Genomic DNA, 21230 nt, shown 5'->3' with positions numbered 1-21230 from the left:
TGCTGAGCTGTTATTTTTCTTCAACTGACTGAAAACGCTTAACCTTCACACCATCAACTTCAATCGACTCGGTAAACATTTCAAGAGGCCGAATCCAGGTATCGAAATCACCATACAAAGTTTTGTAAACCACGAAATATGCCAGTGTCTCTGAGTGACGCGCCACGTCCAACACTTCATACAGTTTGCCTTTGTAATGTTTGTAAGTTCCTTTAGGTAAATCTTTACTCATTAACGTTGCCCCCAGCTGTAGCCTTTCCGCCATAACGCTTCTAGCGGACCTTGCTTAAAGTAACTGAACCATAATTTAACAAACAGTATCTGCACAGCCCAGATTGCTACTGTCACTAAAGCCAGTTCGCTTCGTGATACTTTGCCATACATATCTAATCCATAACCATAAAAAATAAAACTGCAAATAATGCTTTGCATAATGTACAGAGTGAAAGCCATGCGCCCCACTTGTGCCATCAAATCTTGCAAACTTCTCGCCAGATTGGATTGTGACCAAACGATAAACAAACACAAATAGCCGATTGCTAGAACAAGACTGCCAATATAAAAGCTAATGGATAAATAGCTCATAAAGAATTGATATGAAAAGCCTGATTCAATATAGAACCATGCGGTTGCCGCTGACACCGGAATACCTATCAGCAAGCACCACCCCATAATCGCCTTATGGTTGCGTTCCCCACTAAAGAAGCCAGTCTTAATCAAGCCCATACCGATCATCATTAATCCGGAACAGCGCCACAGGGTAAAATATAAAAAGTCCCAGGTTTGACGATCAAATGCTGCTTCAATCCGGCCTGGTGTTAATTGCCACCATGAGCCTTGATAAGCTGTTAGCATTTGTTGTTGAGCTTCGGTGTCTGCAAACCAATAAGGACTTGTCTCTGGCGGGTTGAAAATTGCCAGTACTGACGCATACATGTCGGGAGCGGTAGCACCAAATGCTAAAATGAAACCAATGCTGATCAATAAAATCGGTTTAAGATTACGTAGCCAATATACGATGAGTCCACAGACAGCGTAGGCCACTAAAATATCGCCATCCCAGATCAAATAGGCATGCATCAAACCAAATATAATCAACAACAGTGAGCGTAAAATAAATGGCTTAGTTGGTGAAACACCTTGCTTAAGGTACTTATTGGTAAACAAAACAATACCAGCACCGTACAAAATCGCCAGCATAGTCATGAAACGCTGTTTTACAAATGCATACTCAAAAAACCAGACCCATTTGTCGATGCTAGAAAACTCTGCAAATGCCAATGGGTTATAGCGCAATAAACTTGGAGTGGAAAAATAATTAATATTAATGATCAGTATCATCAATATGACCACGCCACGCATTAAATCGAGACTCGCAATTCTGCCATTGCTAGTAAGAAACATAATGATTCCTTCTTCTTATTAGTTATTAGCCCATAAAAAAAGCGACCCGCAGGTCGCTTTGGATATTTACCAATTAAGCTTCAAAAGGATGACGCTTAATAATCGTTTCAACTCGATCTGGGCCAGTTGAAATGATATCAACTGGAACACCCACCAGCTCTTCAACTTTAGTAATAAAGTCGATGGCATTTTTCGGTAAGTCAGCTAATGACTTGGCGCCAAAAGTAGTTTCCGACCAACCAGGAAGCTCAATATATACAGGCTTTAAACGCTCATAATCTTCTGCGCAGCTTGGTGTATTGTGCATGACGCCATTGACTGGGCAGTCATATTCAACCGCAATTTTCACTGTCTCAAGACCATCCAGAACATCCAGCTTAGTCATACAAAGACCAGATACACTGTTGATATCAACCGCGCGCTTCAATGCTACTGCATCCAACCAACCACAACGACGTGGACGGCCAGTGGTTGCGCCAAATTCGTTACCGACTTTCGCCAAGTGCTTACCGGTATCATCGAATAATTCGGTTGGGAATGGGCCGCCGCCAACACGCGTAGTGTAAGCTTTAGTAATACCCAAGACATAGTCGATATGACGAGGGCCAACACCAGCACCGGTAGCAACACCACCCGCAGTAGTGTTGGATGAAGTGACGAAAGGATAAGTGCCGTGGTCAATATCCAGCAAGGTACCTTGCGCACCTTCAAACATTAATTTTTTGCCTGCGCGACGCATATCCGCAAGAATTGCTGGCACGTCTGAAACCATCGGCTTTAACCATTCTGCGTATTCTTTACAAAGTGCCAAAGTTTCATCAAAGTCGATAGGGTCGGCTTTGTAATATTCAGTTAAGACGAAGTTATGCAACTTCATAATGTCTTGTAGTTTCTCTTCCAAGCGAGGAAGATCAAACAAGTCTTCAACACGCAAACCGCGACGAGAAACCTTATCTTCATAGGCAGGACCGATACCACGACCAGTAGTGCCGATCTTCTTTTGTGCATCGCGCGATGCTTCACGCGCATTATCCAAAGCTACATGGTAAGGAAGAATTAAAGGACAGGCCGGGCTAACACGTAAACGCTCCATCACTGGCACGTTTCGCTCAAGCAACATATCCATTTCCTTGCGCAAGGCATCCGGAGCAAGCACCACACCGTTACCGATGTAACACATAACACCGTCATTCAAGATTCCCGATGGAATCAAATGAAGTACGGTTTTCTCGCCTTTGATGACCAATGTATGACCTGCATTATGACCGCCCTGGTAGCGCACCACGGCGCTCGCCTGTTCGGTTAACAAGTCAACGATTTTACCTTTACCTTCATCACCCCACTGGGTGCCTAGTACCACAACGCTTTGTGCCATTTTTAACTCTTTCTCTACTTAGTAGATTGATCGGTTTATTGCCACGAAAAAGGACAGGAAACCGCGCATTTTACCGTCAAAAAACGCGAAAATCCCCCTTTTTTTGAAAAAATCGAGTTCGACTCGAAAAAGCCTCGCTGAGGCATTTAATATCAATGAGTTAGCCATTAAAATCAGATAGTTTCTAGGTTTTAGATAGCTCAGTGAAGCTATATCACCCAGATAATCCACAACAATCCTGCGAGCATACTGAAAAAGCCGCCAATTCGAACGCTATTATCAGGCTGTTTCATGATTTCCCACATCATACGTTTCCACGCTTTTGGCATCACTGCCGGTAGAAAACCTTCCAGAACTAATAACAAACCTAGCGCAATCATGATTTCTTGTGACATTGATATTTCCTCTTTAGCAATCTGCAATAGCAAATTCCAAGGAGAGTGAGTACCCCTGGATTAAAAAAGGCCAGCTAAGCTGGCCCTAGAATGTACAGTGCGATTATTTGCCATCTGCATTTTTGAAATACTTAAAGAAATCGCTGTCCGGCTTGATAACTATTACATCATCTTCGTTCTTGAATGACTCTTTATAAGCATCCAAGCTTCGTAAGAAAGAATAAAACTCAGGATTCTTACCATAAGTTTTCGCATAGACCTCAGCAGCTTCTGCGTCAGCTTGACCTCGAATCTCACGAGCCTCGCGATCCGCTCCAGCTAGGATACGCTGAATCTGAACATCCGTTTCTGCAATAATAATCTGGCGGTCTTTTTCACCTTCCGCACGGTGAGCATTGGCAATCTTGACACGCTCATTACGCATACGGTTATAAATCGACTCGCTGACTTCAGTTGGCAGGTTGATTGTTTTCACGCGAATATCCACCACCTCAATACCCAAGTCTGGTGCAATTTTTTGCGTTTCTGTAAGCATTAAACCCATCACTTCTTCACGCTCGCCGGAAACAACTTGCGTACGAGTACGCTTACCAAACTCTTCACGTAAAGCATTCTCTACCGTGTTATCCAATAATCTTTCCGCTACACGATAATTAGCACCGGTACGACGGTAGAAATGATCGAAGTCTTTAATGCGCCATTTAATATAGCTGTCAACGATTAAATCTTTCTGCTCAGAGGTTGCGATGCGATCTGACTCACCATCAAAAGTCTGGATACGGTTATCCATTGTGATAACTTGATCTGCAACAGGCCATTTAAAGTGGAAGCCGCGCTGATACAGTTTTGCTGTTCCATCTTCATTCTTCTTGATATCACCAAACTGCAAGACAATCGATGTTTCCCACTCTTTAACCTTGAAGGTACAGGTCATGATTACGATAGCAGCAATGATAAGTACTACAATTAACGAAATTAGCTTATTCATGTTCGTCTCCTATTACTGCTTTTGGCTATCAGTTTCAGTATTTGAAGTCTTATTGCGCTTCAAAATACTGTCGAGCGGGATATAGGTCATATTGTTACTACCCTCTACATCCAGCATGATTTTGCTGGACTTGCTCAATACGCTTTCTATCGTTTCGAGATACAAACGCTGACGCGTAACCCCTGGAGCAGCCATGTATTCTGGTAACAACTTCTCAAATCGGGCAACTTCACCAGCAGCCTTTTCGATAATGCGGGCACGGTAAGAATTTGCTTGCTGTATCAGTTGTTGCGCCTGACCTTCCGCTAAAGGTACTTGCTTACTACGATAGGCTTCACCTTGTTCAATATAAGCTCGCTGATCTTCTTCCGCTTTAATCGCGTCATCAAAGGCTGGCTTCACTGAAGGAGGAACATCCACGTTACCAATTAAGTTTAATCGGAAAATTTCTATACCTGCATCATAAGGCTCGAGAATTGATTTCAGCTCATTTTCAACGTTCTTACGAACATCTTCTTTCTTATCTGTTCGCGCATCTTGTAGACGAGTGTGGCCGATGACCTGACGTAGAGCCGCTTCAGTTGCATGCTTCAATGTTTCAACCGGGTCCACCACATTAAATTTATAATTCAATGGGTCCTTTACTCGATATTGAACCTTAACTTTGACGGTTGCCACATTGTCATCTTTGGTCAACATGATGCCTTCAACTTCGACATCTTTAATGCTCTCTACATCAATCAAGTAAACTTGTTGGATTGGCGGGAAAGCAAAGTGTAAACCTGCCGTATCGGTTCTAGTGTGCTTACCTAATGTTAGAACGATCGCATTTTGCTTTTCATCGACGGTATAAGCTGATTTAAATAAATAAATCGCAACCAATATCAAAAAGCCGATGATAAAAGAGGCATTGCTGTTTTTTCCTGAGCCACCTTTACCGCCGCCCTTGCCACCACCAAATATACCACCGAATTTTTCTCCGGCTTGTTTCAGCAACTTATCAAGTTCATTTTGATTATTAGGACGCTTTTTGCCCCATGGGTCTTGATCGTTGTTATTACCCGGTTCATTCCAGGCCATAGTCATCTCCAGTTCACTATTAAAAAAATCTATCCCGAATTGTAGGGAGCAGTCCGCACCCTTTCAAGGCAAATCGGGCATTATGTTACAAATTCATGGATTCACCACAAAAGGAGTAAGGTCTTTCTCAAGCTGACGTCCCAGACGAATCCAGTCTGATTTTGGCAGACTGACCGTCAATAAAATGTCGCCATTATCCCCAGCGTTTTCTGCTTCAACAGCTTGTAACTCATAGAGTAAACCGCGTAACCGTCCCTGCTGTGGTGGAATTCGAAGCTCGGCATTAAACTGTTCTTCCTGCGCCAACTCTTCAATCGCTTCGCGCAACAGCTCAATCCCCTGCTCTTTAATCACCGAGATCCAGACACGAATAGGACGGCCTTTATCATCACGGTCGATATGGGGCTCTGCACCTTCTATCAAATCGATTTTATTATAAATCTCAAGTCTAGGAATAGTCTCTGCGCCGATTTCCGTTAGAACTTCTTCTACCTGCTCCATATTCTCATCGCGACGGTCACTGGCTGCATCTATTACGTGCAACAACACATCAGCTTCAACCGACTCTTCAAGAGTCGCTCGGAAAGCCGCGACCAACTCATGGGGCAGGTGACGAATAAACCCCACCGTATCAGCAATAATCACATCTGTGCCTTGCGGCAAACTGATGCGACGTAGTGTCGGATCAAGAGTCGCGAACAGTTTATCCTCAGCTAGTACGCCGGCTGTGGTTAAGTAATTGAATAAGGTTGATTTTCCAGCATTGGTGTAACCAACAATGGAAACCGTCTTAATATTGGCCCGCTTTCTTGAACGGCGTCCCTGTTCACGCTGTTTGGAAACCTTTTCCAGCCGCTTATCAATATATTTCAAACGCTCACGTAACAAACGGCGGTCAGTTTCCAGCTGTGTTTCACCTGGACCACGCAGACCAATACCACCTTTTTGTCGCTCCAGGTGAGTCCAACCTCGAATCAAACGTGTCGACAAGTGGCGCAACTGAGCCAGTTCAACCTGCAACTTGCCCTCAAAGGTCGACGCTCGTTGAGCAAAAATATCCAGAATCAAGCCAATACGGTCAATCACACGAGCTTCTACTGCCCGCTCAATATTGCGCTCCTGAGCAGGGGACAAGTTGTGATTAAAAATGATGACATTAGCGTCAGTGGCTTGTTTAACGCTTTTGATTTCATCAATCTTACCGCTGCCAATAAAAAACTTCGGATCGGGACTGGCGCGCTTAGCGGTGATGATGTCCATCACATCCAGTCCAGCGGAGCGGACTAGCTCTACAAATTCCTGTAGATCTTCCTGATGTTTATCTTGACTAGCAGATTGCTGAAAATCGATATGTACCAAGATGGCAGATTCGCCACCACTGTGTCGGTCAAACAAGAAACCACCTCAACATGCGAACTTGTTCGCTGTGATAATAATAGAAAGGTCAGGGTCAACAGCCCTAATAATAAAGAAATTAAGACAACAAAGCCACCTACCGATAGCTATCGGAAGATGGCTTTTGTACTAAAAAGACTAGCTTAAGTGGGATTTAAAAACTACATCCCGCCCATTGGTCCGCTACCGTAACCACCACCAGTCATAGGACCCGGGCCCATACCGCCGCCTTGAGGACCCATGTTGTGATCATTATCAGGACCACCATTGCCGTTATCACCGTTCTGACCATAATGGCCGCGAACATTGCGAATCGGAACAACGGTAGAAACTGCGTGCTTATAAACCATTTGGCTGACAGTATTTTTCAACAAAATGACAAATTGATCGAATGATTCAATCTGGCCTTGAAGTTTAATGCCGTTCACCAGGTAAATTGAGACAGGCACTTTCTCACGACGTAATGCGTTCAAGAAAGGGTCTTGTAGTGATTGCCCTTTTGACATAGCTCTCTCCTGTATATTTTATGTGTTTTCATTATTGCGGCCGCTTCTAACTCAGGCCTTGTTCAATAACTCATTTATATATCTACAAATCAAATCGGATGAATCAAGCTTTTAAAAGTTCAAGCTCGCTAAAAGTGTACATCAATTAATCAACCAGATCGAGATATATCAATAGGATAGCGTCACATTACATAGAATTTAACAATTGGACAGTTTCTTTAAATAGTGTACCTTTTGGCTGCTTTGAATCGAGCCAGTGCAGGTCTTTCCAGCTTCTCAACCAAGTAAACTGACGCTTGGCTAATTGACGAGTTGCGATAATGCCCCGCTCAATGGCTTCCTCTAATGACAATTCGCCTGCAAGGTATTGCCACATCTGACGATAACCAACTGACTTAATGGATGGTAAGTCAGGGTTTAGATCACCACGCTCGTATAGCGACTGTACTTCCTGCAAAAATCCTTGCTCCATCATTTGATGAAATCGCTTTTCAATACGCTGATGCAAGTAGGCGCGATCTTGCGGTGCTAACGCGATTTGCAGGGTTCGATAGGGAAAATCATTATTGTCTTGCTCGGCGTGGAGTTGGCTGAGCGGCTTACCGGTAATGGCGAAAACTTCTAACGCCCGCAAGGTGCGTTGCGGATCGTTTTCATGAATCCGTTTGGCTGAAACCGGATCAACTTCTGCTAACTCCTGGTGAAGCTTGGCCAAGCCTTCATTGTTCAACCTCTCCTGTAAACCAGCACGTACTGTCGGATCGGAGTCTGGTAGATTATGCATCCCTTCCAACAAGGTTTTGTAGTACAGCATAGTGCCGCCAACCAAAAGCGGCATTTTTCCCTGACTTGAGATGTCGCCCATCTCGCGCAAGGCATCATCGCGAAAACGTGCTGCTGAATAAGGATCAGCGGGATCACAAATATCAATCAAGCGATGAGGTGCGCGCGCCAGTTCTTGTGCAGAAGGTTTGGCTGAACCTATGTCCATACCTTTATAGACCATGGCTGAGTCAACACTGATGATTTCAGCATTAAGCTGCTCAACCAATTCAATTGCCAGATCGGTTTTGCCTGATGCAGTGGGCCCCATCAAAAATAGGGCTAGCGGTTTTTGTGGTGATTCGCTGGAAGAATGCATTCAGACACCTTACTTAATAATATACCGATTAAAGACCGTTAATGAGGACTCACTAACAGCTCTAATAGCTGCTCAGCGGTATAACGTTTGCAAAAGCTAGATTTGGTCCAGGGTAAATGAGCTAACTCCTCAAGCCAGTGGGTCTGACTGTCCGGTGCCCAGTACTGCTGTAAGCTTTTCATAAGTTGTTTTTGCCAATCAGCTGTCGATAAGTTTTTACTGACCGCCTGATAAACAACTTCTTGCAACCACTGCTGTAAATCGATGTGCAAGACACAACTGGGCACTTTTCTGACCACTAGCGTTTTCGGGCCGGTTAATGTCATTTCAAAACCAGCTTTCTGCCACTGATTAATAAATTCATCACTGACATTATCAGCTGGAATTCCTAACCTGAGTGGAAACAGCATAAGTCGTTGTTTCACTTCACCTTGTTGCCATTCACTATGTAGACAGTCACTAATGTGCTGACAAAAGTAAGCTTTTAAATCGAGGGCTTTGATGCCTTCCTCCGTTTGTTGCAGCAGTAAACGATCATGCAATACCCAGCTATTCCCTGATGCTAATTTAGAACTAACTTTCGGCTTTTGTGGCCACTGACAACTTTGCTGCGGACGATATTGAGCAGGACTGCTATCAGCAACATGATCAGCTCTCTGTTGTGAGAAGGCACCCGCCTTATGGCGTGGCGTGAAATAAGGATCATCTTTTGTCGTAGGTTGAGCGACTGAGTGTGACGGCCGCATATAAACCAGCTCTTCATTATCGCCCACCGCATGCTGATTAAGCTCAAGCATCTCGCCTTGCTCCAGCAGAGCCTCTTCAACGGCATGACTCATAAAGTCATGTACCTGGCGACCATTGGAAAATCGGACTTCGTGCTTAGTCGGATGCACATTCACATCAACCTGCGACGCTTCCAGTTCAAGATACAAAACGTAAGCTGGCATACGCCCCGCTGGTAAGCGGTCATGGTATGCCTGGCGAATGGCATGATTTAATGTGCGATCACGTACGGCACGGCCATTCACAAAAACATATTGACCAAGACTAGAACTTTGATGCCAGTCCACTGGTGATAACCAACCATAAAGGCGAGTAGCATCAATAGTACTGTCTAACTTGATGGCTTCACGTAAAAAAGATGCTCCGAGAATGGAGCCAATGCGTTGTTGATGTTGCTCAGAATTATGGGCTGCAGGAACCCGCTTCACCACTTTACTGTTGTGCCTTAAGGTAATCGCGACATGAGGTGAACCCAAAGCAATTCTTTTAACCGTTTCTTCAATATGCACAAACTCGGTGCGCTCGGCACGCAGGAACTTTTGACGGGCGGGAGTATTAAAAAACAGATCGCGCACTTCAACAATAGTGCCTGCTGGCAATGATTGCGGCTGCAACTTAACCTGCATATCCAGACCTTCGGCAATCGCTGACCACCCCATGTCCTGGGCCTGTGGTCTTGAACTTAGCTTTAATTTAGCAACCGAACTAATACTGGCTAATGCCTCACCGCGGAAGCCTAAAGTATAAATAGCTTTCAAATCATCGGAATGCTCAATCTTACTCGTCGCATGGCGCGCCAAAGCAAGTTCTAATTCATCACGACTGATGCCTTCGCCGTTATCAGTGACGCGAATAAGGCGTGTTCCACCTCGTTCGATATCAATTTGAATACGATCTGCCTTGGCGTCAATCGCATTTTCCAGTAGCTCTTTAACAACCGATGCTGGCCGCTCGACCACTTCGCCAGCAGCAATCTGGTTAGCAACTAAAGGTGAGAGCTTATGAATAGCCATTAAAAGAATTCAAAGTTAGTAGGTAAATGCATCTGCTGATACACACACTATTCAGCAGTTGGAATAACGAGTTTTTGCCCAATCTTCACCACGTTAGTGGATAATTTATTAGCCGTTTTCAAATCACGCACTGACACGTTAAAGCGTCTTGCCACTTTGATTAGGCTATCGCCACGTTGTACATGATAAATGTTTTGACGATACAGTGAGGCGAATAAAGTGCCATCAGGAGCATGTCTCTTAAAGTAATCGACGATACCATCGCCAACACCTCTGGCTAACTTCTTGCGATAGGAGGCTGTTTTCATCAACGCCTCTTCTTCAGGGTTGGTGATAAATCCTAACTCAACCAAAATAGATGGGATATCTGGGTTTTTTAATACCAGCAAAGAGTTTTCTTCAACATGTTTTTTATGCATTTTCGGCACCACTTTACTCATAGCGCCGTGTACAATTTTAGCCACCTTAGTACTTTCGGTAATCGAGTTTTCCATTTGCAAATCGAGCAATACTGACTTAACCGAATTATCATAATTGGATAAAACCACTGAACTATCAACACCACCCAGCAGTTCAGATTTTTCTTCCTGCATCTGCATCCAACGCGCCACTTCCGACTTTGCGCCATGCAAGTTCAAGACCCAAACCGAAGCACCTTTTGCCTTAGGACTTTTAAAGCCATCAGCATGAACCGACACGAATAAATCTGCTCGCTGCAATCTCGCTAAATCGGTTCTCTTGCGATGGGGTAAATAATAATCGCCGGTTCTGGTCAAGAAGGCTTTAACCCCTTGCGTTTTATTAAGCTCAGCGACTAACTCTTTGGATAAAGCCAATACAACATCCTTTTCCTTAGTGCCTCGCCCGCCCATGGCTCCTGGGTCCTCACCACCATGACCAGCATCAACGGCCACAACAATGTCACGATCACCGGATCGATTCACAGCTGGTGGCTTTACTTCCTGGCGATTTTCATCGAACAAATCAATCACCAGACGATCGCCGTACTCTTGGTAGGGTTTTAACGAGAAACTTTTCGGTTGAGCTGCTTTGTTGAGGTCTAGCACCAAGCGTAGAACGCCATCTCTTGGCGGCGTACTTTGTCGTACACGTTTGACTAAATCACTTTGAATATCCAATTGATTGAGGTCGACGTTGACATTAGCACCGGGAATATCAACCACAATACGATCAGGATTTTTAAGAATACTGACTTCATGAGTAACAGGAGAGGATAAATCAAGGACAACACGGGTTGATTCCGGCGATTGCCAGAACCGCATACTCTTTATAATCGATGCCTCAGCAACCGATATACTCAGCGCGAGCATAAACACGCTTGCTAAAACTGTCAGCCACTTTCTCATCATATTATCTTTATGTCATTTCTCTAATGTCTGTTGGTATGCAACTTCCCGTGCACTACCCCGATTTTGGCATAAAATCACAGCTTTTTGCCAGTTTTTGCATTAACTCTGTGTGTTCAGACGAAAGGTTAACCCTTCTCCCTTCATCGTTATAATCCAGTTCTATCACTAAATCAGGCTTTGGAATCATGCCTTTGCCTTTATCGGGCCATTCAATCAGCATGATCGAATCTGGCTGTTGATACTCTCGAATACCAATAAATTCCAGTTCTTCAGGATCGGATAAACGGTACAAATCAAAGTGATAAATTGTGACGTCCACTAGTTCATAAGGTTCAACCAAGGTATAGGTCGGACTCTTGGTTGCGCCCTGATAACCAAAGCCACGTAAAATCCCCCGCACCAGGGTTGTCTTACCAGCGCCCAGCTCACCTTTAAAATAGATCGTCATCGGTGCCTTGATACAAGCAGCTAACTTCTGCCCCATCAATACCGTTTGTGATTCATCTGATAAATCTACTCGAATGTTCTGCATCAATTTAAACCTGAGCTCCAGCTCTATAAGTTAACGGTTGACCCAATAATGGATACTTTCAATTAATTCCGAGGCCAACATGCCGCGCACTCTGTCTCTGGCTACTTCAACGCCGGCAGTAAAGTGGATGGATGTCGCAACTCGGGTAGCATCCCAGGGCGACATGCCTTGCACTATCAATGAACCGATCAATCCACTCAACACATCCCCTAAACCTGCGGTTGCCATCGCTGGGTGAGCACCACCAGCAATCACCACCTGCTGCCCATCCGCTAAAATCGTTCCTGCGCCTTTTAACAAACAGATGCAATTATAACCATCGGCGATAGCTTGAGCGGCACTAATTCTATCCTCGCTGACTTTGGCTGTATCCCAGCTTAACAGGCGAGCGGCTTCGCCAACGTGCGGCGTTACAATCAGTGGCTGTGGCAACTCCAACTTTGGCTCTTGTTCAAGAAACAGCTGAAGCCAATACAGACCATCACCATCAATCAGGCAAGGCATTTTTTGCTGTCTAGCGAATGCAAAAGACTGCTCAAATACCTGCCGCCCCCATTCACTACGACCAAGACCAGGCCCCAAAACCATGGCATCAAAATGTTTCGGGTTGGCATCAATCAGACTATTAAAACTCAGCTCTTCAAACGCCACACCATGCCACATGGCTTCTGGACAAAATCCCAGCGCCGCACTTCGATTATCGGGATGTAAGAAAGTCGTTACTAATCCAGCTCCACTGCGGAGTGCTGTTTCTGTTGCCAACATAATGGCTCCGCCCATGGTGAAATCACTACCCACACATAACAAGTGGCCACAAGCATGCTTGTAAGCCGTGGCGCTGCGCTCAGGGATCTCATCAATCACATCGGAATAAGACTGCTTCCAGGCGACGGGTTGTTGTTGATGAAAATGCGACTGACTGACGCCCAGTGATGCCAAATGCAGTTCACCTTGAGCCGCCAGACCTTCATTGATGACCTGGCACACCTTGTAGAAAATAAAACTCACCGTATGGTCGGCTTGAATATGCGGCTCACTACACAAGCCGGAATCCGCGTAAACGCCACTTGGTAAATCCAGTGCTAACACGGGTATTCCGGCTTGATTGATTTGTTCGATAACTTCCGCATAATTGTCGCGCAACTGACCATTGAACCCAGTTCCGAGCAGGGCATCAACAATCACGTCAGCCTGTTCAAATATCATTGCATCTGGTTCGCGTTGAGTTAGGTTCAATGACTCAAGTTGCTTCCAGGCCGTTGCGGCATCACCTCTTAATTCGTCCAATGGTTTGATAGGCACCAGCGTGACCTGCATTCCCGCTTCAGTGGCCAATCGAGCCAGCACCAAACCGTCGCCCGCATTATTGCCAGAACCAGTCACCACCACTATGCGATGGGCCAAAGGCCACTCTCTTTCCAGACAGTCGTAAGCTGCACGCCCCGCTCTTTGCATCAACTCAAACAGAGCAAAGCCTTGCGCTTTAGCAGCCGCCTGCTCTATCACTTTAATGCTGTCTGCTTTAAATACGGGATGCATAAACTATCCTTAGCCAGTTAAATCTAATTAAGGTCGATAAAGTGCTCTCGATAATAGCGGCATTCTTCAATCGACTCGCGAATATCATCTAAGGCCAAATGTGTCGCACCTTTAGTTAATCCATTGAGGATTGATGGCTTCCAACGACGCGCTAATTCTTTTAAGGTGCTGACATCGATATGACGATAGTGGAAATAAGCTTCCAGTTTTGGCATATGTTTAACCATGAAGCGTCGATCCTGACAGATACTATTACCACACATCGGTGACTTGCCTTCATCAATCCACTTCTTTAGAAATTCCAAGGTCAGATCGCTGGCTTGGTCTTCATTGATGCTACTTTGACGCACTCGCTCGGTCAGGCCCGACTTGCCATGCTGAACCACACACCATTCATTCATATTGTCGAGCACTTCATCAGACTGATGAATCGCGATTACCGGGCCTTCCTCAAGAATATTCAAATCCTTATCAGTAACAATGGTGGCAATTTCAATCACTACATCCGTTTCTGGGTCAAGACCAGTCATCTCTAGGTCAACCCAAATCAAATTATCGTCATTTTTTGTCAAAACCAGCTCCTAATCGTTACGCCTAATCGTTACAATAATAGTCATTATACTCAGCTTAGCTCCATACTAGTGAGTTTTTCAGCTATTATAGTCGCAGTTTTTGCGCTTGTATGGAAGCGCGTGAGTAAGCAGATTTGCTTATTGTATTAAGCAAGTTAAGCTTATTTACACTACGGTTTGAACTATTTAACAGGAGATACTATGCAACTTGCACAACAGCAATGTGTTCACAATGATGAAGCAAGAAGCCCGCTTGATAATGAAAAACGCCAACAGTTGATGAGTGAGCAATTAAGCAACTGGCAATTTGATGATAAAACCGGCGCTATCTATCGCAAATTTAAATTCAAAAACTATTATCACACTATGGCCTTTGTTAATGCTGTTGCATGGATTGCGAATAAACAAGCACATCATCCTGATCTTGAAGTAAGTTATGGTCATTGCCTGGTACGCTACACCACTCATGATGCCGGTAACAGCGTCTGTATGAATGATTTAATTTGCGCAGCACATATTGATGCCTTAGATAATAACGGCACTTTCGGCCCGAATTTTTTAGACGACTAATCACCGTTCAATTTCACTTAAAGAAGGTAACTTGTCTTGGCAAAACCTGAAAAGAAATCCTCAAAACGTTGGCGTAAAAAACCAGACAAGCAAGCTACCTATATAAAAGAAAAGGTTGACCGAAATATTGACGAAGAAAGTCTGCTCGATCCTGAGCAAGGCATTGTGATCAGTCGCTTCGGTCAACAGGTTGATATTGCTGATGAGAATTTCGAGACCATTCGTTGCTTCTTGCGTAAATCTAATGAAGTGCCGGTCGTCGGTGATCGAGCCTGGTTTCGACGTCAGAAGGAACTACCCACCGGGGTTCTGGTTGAACTCGAACCACGACGCTCACTACTGAAACGCCCCACTCCACATCACGGAGTTAAACCCGTAGCAGCGAACATTGATTTAATTGCGTTGCTATTAGCACCGGAGCCTGCATTCTCAGAAGTTCTGCTAGACCGTTACCTGGTAGCCGCACAGTCCAGTGAGCTGCCAGTGTGGATCATTATGAATAAGTGGGACACGGTGGATAATGAAGAAAAAGAGTCCATCAAAAAACGTCTGCAGCTTTACCAAGATCTTGGGTATCCCATTTATTATATTAGTGCCAATACAGGCGAAGGCGTTGAGCAGTTGGTTAGAAACTTAACTGGCAAACAATTATTGTTGGCCGGTCAGTCGGGGGTGGGCAAATCAACCTTGATTGGTTATCTATTCCCTAATATGGAAATTGCCACCGGTGAAGTTTCAGGTACCTCGGGGCTTGGTACTCATACCACCACCGCCTCCAGGCTTTACCGTCTCGACGCAGCCACCTATCTGGTTGACTCTCCAGGTGTTCGTGAATTTGGCTTATGGCATCTCGAAGATCACGATATTAAGCAGGGCTTTATTGAAATTTCAACCATTGGTGAGCAGTGTAAATTTCGCGATTGTAAGCACCTAAATGAACCAGGGTGTGCTGTACTTGCTGCCGCTAAAGATGGAGCCATTGCCGCGAGCCGGTTAAAGAATTATCAGCACTTGATCCAGCACTTTGATCAACCCTATATATAGGCTGGCGCTGTGATTATCCAACGACCACAGCTCCTAGCCGCCAGATAGTCTAACGATTATATTTAGGCTACAATGTCGCCAATTTCCACGGAACTATTAAACTTATGTCCGATACATTAAAAGTCTTAACTCAATACCTTATCCCGCAACATGGAATTTCTTTGCTGATGGGAAAGATTGCCGAAAGCGAAAATATAAGAATAAAGAATGCTTTTATTAAATGGTTTATCAAAAAATACGGCATTGATATGAGCATAGCCGAACGCGAAAACCCAGAAGACTATAAAACCTTCAATGATTTTTTCACCCGCTCATTAAAGTCTGAGGTCAGACCGATTGATTCTGACGAGAAATCAATTGTTCATCCTGCCGATGGCGCTGTCAGCCAATTAGGAAAGATCGACAATGGTTATATTTTCCAGGCCAAGGGTCATACTTATTCCGCTAAAACATTACTTGGTGGCGACGCAGAATTAGCCGCCCCCTTTCAAGATGGAGAATTCGCAACTGTTTATCTTGCTCCAAAAGATTATCACCGCCTGCATATGCCGATTGACGGTGAGCTTACTAGAATGATTCATGTACCAGGAAATTTATTTAGTGTTAACCCACTTACCGCACGCAAAGTACCTAACCTGTTCGCCCGCAACGAGCGTGTAGTTGCCATGTTTGATACTGAACTTGGCCCTATGGCGATGGTTTTAGTCGGCGCAACCATTGTGGGTAGTGTTGAAACAGTTTGGCATGGCACGGTCACCCCGCCAACACGCAAAGAAGTGCAAAGCTGGGATTACGATAAAGGCGAAGTTAGTCTTAAGAAAGGTGAAGAAATGGGCCGCTTTAAACTAGGCTCTACCATTGTCCTGTTATTCCCTAAAGATACTCTTGAGTGGCACAAAAATATGAAGGCCTATGCGCCAACGGTTATGGGCCAACCGATAGCTTATAAAAAATAATTTGAACCTTTTGGCTGGGTTTACGACTTCAATAATTAATCCAGCCTGATTAACTCACAACAACCTCCTCACTCTCTTTACTTGCTATTTTCCCATGAAGCATTTTATATTGATGCTTCATAACCAAATGGGGAAAACGTTATGCAAGAAAAATACTCACTGACGATGCGGATACTGCACTGGCTGATCGGACTGATGCTGCTGGTAATGATAGGCGTTGGCTGGTATATGGCCAGCTTGCCAATGGAAAGTGAAATCAAATATGAAATCTATCCAGTCCATAAATCTTTCGGTATCACGGTACTGGGACTGGTGATTATAAGAATCATCGTAAGGCTATTATCAAAGAACCCACCCTTACCTGCTGGTCTGGCAACCTGGGAAAAATGGCTGACCAAAATTACCCACTTCCTGTTCTATGTATTAATGATTGCGATTCCGATAGTTGGATATCTCTCATCAGATTATCAGGGCTTTGAAGTTGAGTGGTTTGGAGTCCCAATTCCGAGCTTAGTTGCTGATAACGAGGATACTGCACATCTGATGCATGAGTTCCACGAAGTCCTTGCTTACTCACTTTTATTATTAATTATTTTACACTTGGCAGGAACAATCAAACACCGCTGGTTTGATAAAGGATCTGACACTGATGTTTTAAGACGGATGCTATAATCACAAATATGTTGCGATCTCATACACTTTTAAAAGGCTTCTTATCATATGGAAGCCTTTTAATTTATCCTATCAATAATCAATTTCAAAAACTCATATTTTGTCTGTAAAGATTTTCAACTTGTATACCGCTTTAAGTAAAACAAACTGACACTATTCCCTAAACTTTTTTTGCTTGAAACTTGCGTTTATCGATCTATTTCTAGGTCATTTTAAATGAGATTTGATATAATACTCCTTTAAACTTGTTAAACTATTATTACTAGCTTTCACAAGCTTTTTTTAGTGTGATTATTTTCAGGTTGGGAGGCAAGGAATGCTCGACCACTCTCCACATGATAGTCGCTCAATCCTGGTATTTGGGAAGGGCGATTCCGCACAAGAACTCAGCGAACAGTTGAAAAATAACGGCTGGCAAATCTTTTTTACTCAGGAAAAAAGTCAGTTTAAAAAACTATTTCAACACCACCTGTTTGAAGTTGTTGTCATTTTTTTATCAGTAGAGTCAGAGCCGGCCATTACAGAATACGAAGAAATGGCGTCAATGAACATGGCAACCAAGTGGATTGCTATTATACCTCACGAAAACTGGTTAGAAGATCACCCCAACTTTCTCTTCTCACATTTATTCTACGACTACCATCGAGAACCGCTTCGCTACGATTACTTTTTAGCTACTGTTGGGCATGCTTTCGGTATGGCCGAATTACAAAATAAGCAGCTCAATCAACTGCAGGTGCCACAGGATAGCGATGATATTATTGGCCGCTCTCCATCAACAGTACAAATTAAACGCACCATCAACAAAATTTCCATGGAAGATGCCACCGTTTTAATTACCGGTGAAAGCGGTACAGGAAAGGAGCTTGCCGCCCGCAAAATCCATCAACGTTCGCGTCGTAAGCAAGGCCCATTTATTGCCATTAATTGCGCCGCAATTCCTGAAACTTTATTTTATTCAGAATTGTTTGGTCACGAAAAAGGTGCCTTTACTAATGCAGATACTAAAAAAATTGGCCGTATCGAAGCTGCAGATGGCGGCACTGTGTTTCTGGATGAAATTGGCGATCTTCCACTGAATCTTCAGGTTAACTTGTTACGCTTTCTTGAGTTGAACCAAATCGAACGATTGGGCAGTGTCAAAAGTATTACCGTTGACTGCCGTATTGTCGTGGCAACTAATGTCAATCTTGAAAAAGCTGTCGAAGAAGGTAACTTTCGCGAAGACCTTTACCATCGCATTAATGTTCTCACTCTGCATATGCCAGCTTTACGCCATCGCCGTCAAGACATACCTGAACTGGCAAATCACTTTTTAAGTCAGTTTTGTGAAGGACATATGCACAAAACTTTTACTCAGCGTTGCTTGAATGCCATGAATCAATACCGTTGGCCTGGTAATGTCCGCGAACTGATGAATCGAATCCGCCGTGCTGTGATTCTGTCTGAAGGAAATTTAATTACTGAAAAGCACATGGACTTGTCATTTAGCAACCATCAGAACATTGTCAGTTTGAAAGAAGCTAAAGACAAAGCGGAGAAAGAAACCCTCATTCTGTCAATTGAAAAATCTGGCTATAATCACACCCTAGCCGCTAAAAATCTAGGCATCTCAAGAACCAGTCTTTACCGGCTGTTAAATAAACACAACATCCCTATGTAACAAAATTGGGAAAAATGTCTTAACCATCACAAGCCTCTCTCAGGCCACCTCTCACTTTGTACAAAATTCAATCAATTGTTCGATTCTGTCATTTATTTTTACACCTGACCTACCTATGATTGGCTCCGTGAATCATCCTATCCAATCACCTACAAGAGGTTAAACATGAATTATCTTTTAAAAGGCGCGCTGGCGTCTGCGGGCATCTTTGTGTCTTTATTTAGTGCAGGGAGCTTAGCAAAGGATAATGTCGTGGAAGGAACCATTACCATTAACATTGAAGATGACTTCGTCAACAAACGAAGTGAACTGTCCTACCGTCTGGTCAACAGTCAGGGCAAAGCGACCGAGGTAATCTTTGATAAAGTTCCACATTGGTTAGCCTCCAGTCAAAAAGTCAGAGTTCATGGCCAGCTAAATGATAAAGGTAAGTTAAAAGCTTCTTCTGACTCAGTCAGTCTGTTACTGGATGAGTCTTCCGGTTCATCTATACAAGCTACGACTGAAGCAATTGCGGTAACCGGTACTCATCAATTATTGGTGGCTGAAGTCAACTTTGCCATCAATCCGATTGTGCGTTTTACCTCAGCACAGCTGTTCGATGCACTATTCAATACCGCGAATCAATATTTCTTAGAAAGCTCTTACCAGCAATTTGGTTTGTCTGGGCTTGCGCTCGAGCCTGTTACGGTGGATGTCGATGTCAGCACCTGCGATACTTATGCTATCAGCAATGCTGCTGATGCGATTATTCGTCAGCGTGGTTATGAGCCAGCAAATTATGATCACGTGATGTACGTCATTCCAACACACCCTAATTGTACCTGGTCAGGTAAAGCTAATGTGCAAGGCTCATTATCATGGATTAAACGTTTTGAGTCCGATGTTATTCATCATGAGCTGGGACATAACCTTGGCTTATATCATGCGCACAGCAAAGACTGCGGAACTCAAGTTACGGCAGACTCTGGTTGTGCGGTTGGTGATTATGGTGACTACATCAGTGGCATGGGCAACGCTCGTGAAACGAATCATTTTAATGCCTTCCAGAAAGAACAGTTAGGCTGGATGAATAACAAAGTTGCCACCATCACACAAAGCAGTGAAGTGGTGCTGTCGCCATTAGAAACCAATGACGATAATACTAAGATTGCGAAAATTTTTAAGCAGACTAAAACCAGTGGTCAGAACGAGTGGTACTACGTTGAATATCGTCAGGCGATTGGTTTTGATACTCATCTTGCGGACAGTTACCCGCTATTTTTAACGGGTATTCGTTTGCGTGAAGGAACTGATCATGCTCCTAACGACAGTTATCTTTTAGACACTACACCTGAGACATTGAGCTGGACAGATATCACCCTGCAACCGGGGCAAACTTATCATGACTCTGCTAATGACGTCAGCATAACTCTGGCTGCAAGCGATGCGAGCAGTGCCGTGATGCAGGTTAATTACGGACAGACACCTGCTATTTGTCAAAACCAGGTTCCGTCTATTGAACCACTCAGCAATACATCTATTGCGACCAATGCTGGCAGCAACTTTGAAATTGTTTACAAGGTTACCAATCGTGATAGCTCCGAGTGTAGCTCTTCGAACTTTAATCTGTCTTCAACCATGGATAGCTATATCAATGGTGACTTTAATTATTCGAGTGTAACTCTTGCTCCGGGTGCAAGTCAGGAAGTCAGCTTATGGCTTGCGGTTGATGCTAATGCTCCATCAGGCGACTATGCAGTTACCAGTAAAGTATCTCATGGTCAGACGTTACAAAATGACCAACATAATGCTTCGGTTACTGTCGAGGAGCAGACAGTTGCCAGTAATACTGCACCGGTTGCTGAAAACGATGCGGTCATATTGCCTGGCAAAACCAGCATGACCTTTTTCCCATTGGCTAATGACTATGACCCTGATGGCGATAACCTTACGATCATAGGAGTTGAGCAAGGTTCGAAAGGTGATGTCATTCTAAATGCCGACAATAGCTTAACCTATATTCCTGGTAAGCCCTTTAAAGACAGCGACGGTTTCAGCTATACCATCAGCGATGGGCAGCTAACTTCGACGGCATTGGTTCAGATCAGCCTTGAGAATAGTACTAATGATGGTGACAACTCCGATACTACTACAGGGGGAGGTAAAGGCGGTGGTAAAGGTGGCGGCAAAAATAAATAAAGCCAACTTTTAAGACAAAAGAAACGGGGGCCGAAGCCCCCGTTGTGC

Annotated in this window: 19 protein-coding genes and 1 pseudogene; 6 read left to right on the top strand and 14 right to left on the bottom strand. The window is 44.1% G+C overall.

The window, feature by feature from the left end; translation table 11 throughout:
• Positions 1-10: 10 nt before the first annotated feature.
• From KKOR_RS02635 to orn, 14 genes and pseudogenes are all read right to left on the bottom strand, one after another.
• Entirely contained in the window at positions 11-232 is a 222-nt protein-coding gene (locus tag KKOR_RS02635; RefSeq protein ID WP_012800459.1) for a DUF1653 domain-containing protein, read from the bottom strand.
• On the bottom strand, positions 232-1404 hold the full coding sequence (locus KKOR_RS02630; protein ID WP_012800458.1) for a DUF418 domain-containing protein: 1173 nt from the start codon (positions 1402-1404) through the stop codon (positions 232-234). Before KKOR_RS02630 ends, KKOR_RS02635 begins: the two co-directional genes overlap by 1 nt.
• 73 nt (positions 1405-1477) lie before the next feature.
• Complete coding sequence (locus KKOR_RS02625; protein WP_012800457.1) at positions 1478-2779, bottom strand: adenylosuccinate synthase; 1302 nt, start codon at positions 2777-2779, stop codon at positions 1478-1480.
• Positions 2780-2988: 209 nt separating this feature from the next.
• A complete protein-coding gene (locus KKOR_RS02620) occupies positions 2989-3174 on the bottom strand; it encodes a DUF2065 domain-containing protein (protein ID WP_012800456.1) in 186 nt (61 codons plus the stop codon).
• Positions 3175-3277: 103 nt separating this feature from the next.
• The gene (gene hflC / locus KKOR_RS02615) at positions 3278-4162 is read right to left on the bottom strand and encodes a protease modulator HflC (RefSeq protein ID WP_012800455.1); all 885 of its coding nucleotides are present in this window, start codon (positions 4160-4162) and stop codon (positions 3278-3280) included.
• Between the two features lie 12 nt (positions 4163-4174).
• The gene (gene hflK / locus KKOR_RS02610; RefSeq protein WP_012800454.1) at positions 4175-5242 is read right to left on the bottom strand and encodes an FtsH protease activity modulator HflK; all 1068 of its coding nucleotides are present in this window, start codon (positions 5240-5242) and stop codon (positions 4175-4177) included.
• 93 nt (positions 5243-5335) lie between these two features.
• Positions 5336-6637, bottom strand: coding sequence for a ribosome rescue GTPase HflX (hflX, locus tag KKOR_RS02605; RefSeq protein WP_012800453.1), 1302 nt, complete (start codon positions 6635-6637; stop codon positions 5336-5338).
• Between the two features lie 299 nt (positions 6638-6936).
• Positions 6937-7143, bottom strand: a pseudogene (gene hfq, locus KKOR_RS13720) (RNA chaperone Hfq); the annotation flags it as partial.
• A 187-nt stretch (positions 7144-7330) separates the two neighbouring features.
• Positions 7331-8284: a tRNA (adenosine(37)-N6)-dimethylallyltransferase MiaA gene (gene miaA, locus KKOR_RS02595; RefSeq protein WP_012800451.1), complete on the bottom strand. Its 954-nt coding sequence runs from the start codon at positions 8282-8284 to the stop codon at positions 7331-7333.
• A gap of 38 nt (positions 8285-8322) precedes the next feature.
• On the bottom strand, positions 8323-10083 hold the full coding sequence (mutL, locus tag KKOR_RS02590) for a DNA mismatch repair endonuclease MutL (protein ID WP_012800450.1): 1761 nt from the start codon (positions 10081-10083) through the stop codon (positions 8323-8325).
• Between the two features lie 47 nt (positions 10084-10130).
• The gene (locus tag KKOR_RS02585) at positions 10131-11453 is read right to left on the bottom strand and encodes an N-acetylmuramoyl-L-alanine amidase (protein ID WP_012800449.1); all 1323 of its coding nucleotides are present in this window, start codon (positions 11451-11453) and stop codon (positions 10131-10133) included.
• 52 nt (positions 11454-11505) lie between these two features.
• Positions 11506-11985, bottom strand: coding sequence for a tRNA (adenosine(37)-N6)-threonylcarbamoyltransferase complex ATPase subunit type 1 TsaE (tsaE, locus tag KKOR_RS02580; RefSeq protein ID WP_012800448.1), 480 nt, complete (start codon positions 11983-11985; stop codon positions 11506-11508).
• A gap of 30 nt (positions 11986-12015) precedes the next feature.
• The gene (locus tag KKOR_RS02575; RefSeq protein ID WP_012800447.1) at positions 12016-13524 is read right to left on the bottom strand and encodes a bifunctional ADP-dependent NAD(P)H-hydrate dehydratase/NAD(P)H-hydrate epimerase; all 1509 of its coding nucleotides are present in this window, start codon (positions 13522-13524) and stop codon (positions 12016-12018) included.
• A gap of 23 nt (positions 13525-13547) precedes the next feature.
• The gene (gene orn / locus KKOR_RS02570; protein ID WP_012800446.1) at positions 13548-14096 is read right to left on the bottom strand and encodes an oligoribonuclease; all 549 of its coding nucleotides are present in this window, start codon (positions 14094-14096) and stop codon (positions 13548-13550) included.
• A gap of 201 nt (positions 14097-14297) precedes the next feature.
• Between orn and KKOR_RS02565 the strand changes: the two genes are divergently transcribed.
• The 6 genes from KKOR_RS02565 to KKOR_RS02540 all read left to right on the top strand — a co-directional run bounded on the left by KKOR_RS02565 (position 14298) and on the right by KKOR_RS02540 (position 21182).
• Positions 14298-14666 (top strand): 4a-hydroxytetrahydrobiopterin dehydratase, encoded by a 369-nt coding sequence (locus tag KKOR_RS02565; protein ID WP_012800445.1) that lies wholly within the window; start codon positions 14298-14300, stop codon positions 14664-14666.
• 36 nt (positions 14667-14702) lie between these two features.
• Positions 14703-15710 (top strand): small ribosomal subunit biogenesis GTPase RsgA, encoded by a 1008-nt coding sequence (gene rsgA / locus KKOR_RS02560; protein WP_012800444.1) that lies wholly within the window; start codon positions 14703-14705, stop codon positions 15708-15710.
• A gap of 104 nt (positions 15711-15814) precedes the next feature.
• The gene (gene asd / locus KKOR_RS02555; RefSeq protein ID WP_012800443.1) at positions 15815-16666 is read left to right on the top strand and encodes an archaetidylserine decarboxylase; all 852 of its coding nucleotides are present in this window, start codon (positions 15815-15817) and stop codon (positions 16664-16666) included.
• Between the two features lie 141 nt (positions 16667-16807).
• Entirely contained in the window at positions 16808-17338 is a 531-nt protein-coding gene (locus KKOR_RS02550) for a cytochrome b (RefSeq protein WP_012800442.1), read from the top strand.
• Between the two features lie 316 nt (positions 17339-17654).
• Positions 17655-19001, top strand: a complete 1347-nt coding sequence (locus tag KKOR_RS02545) for a sigma-54 interaction domain-containing protein (protein WP_012800441.1) — start codon at positions 17655-17657, stop codon at positions 18999-19001.
• A 165-nt stretch (positions 19002-19166) separates the two neighbouring features.
• Entirely contained in the window at positions 19167-21182 is a 2016-nt protein-coding gene (locus KKOR_RS02540; RefSeq protein ID WP_012800440.1) for an Ig-like domain-containing protein, read from the top strand.
• The last annotated feature ends 48 nt before the right edge of the window (positions 21183-21230 follow it).

The organism is Kangiella koreensis DSM 16069 (genome assembly GCF_000024085.1).
GTDB classification, from domain to species: Bacteria; Pseudomonadota; Gammaproteobacteria; order Enterobacterales; family Kangiellaceae; genus Kangiella; species Kangiella koreensis.
The sequence above is the reverse complement of the archived record's forward strand: the minus strand, read 5'-3'. Positions and strand labels throughout refer to the sequence as shown.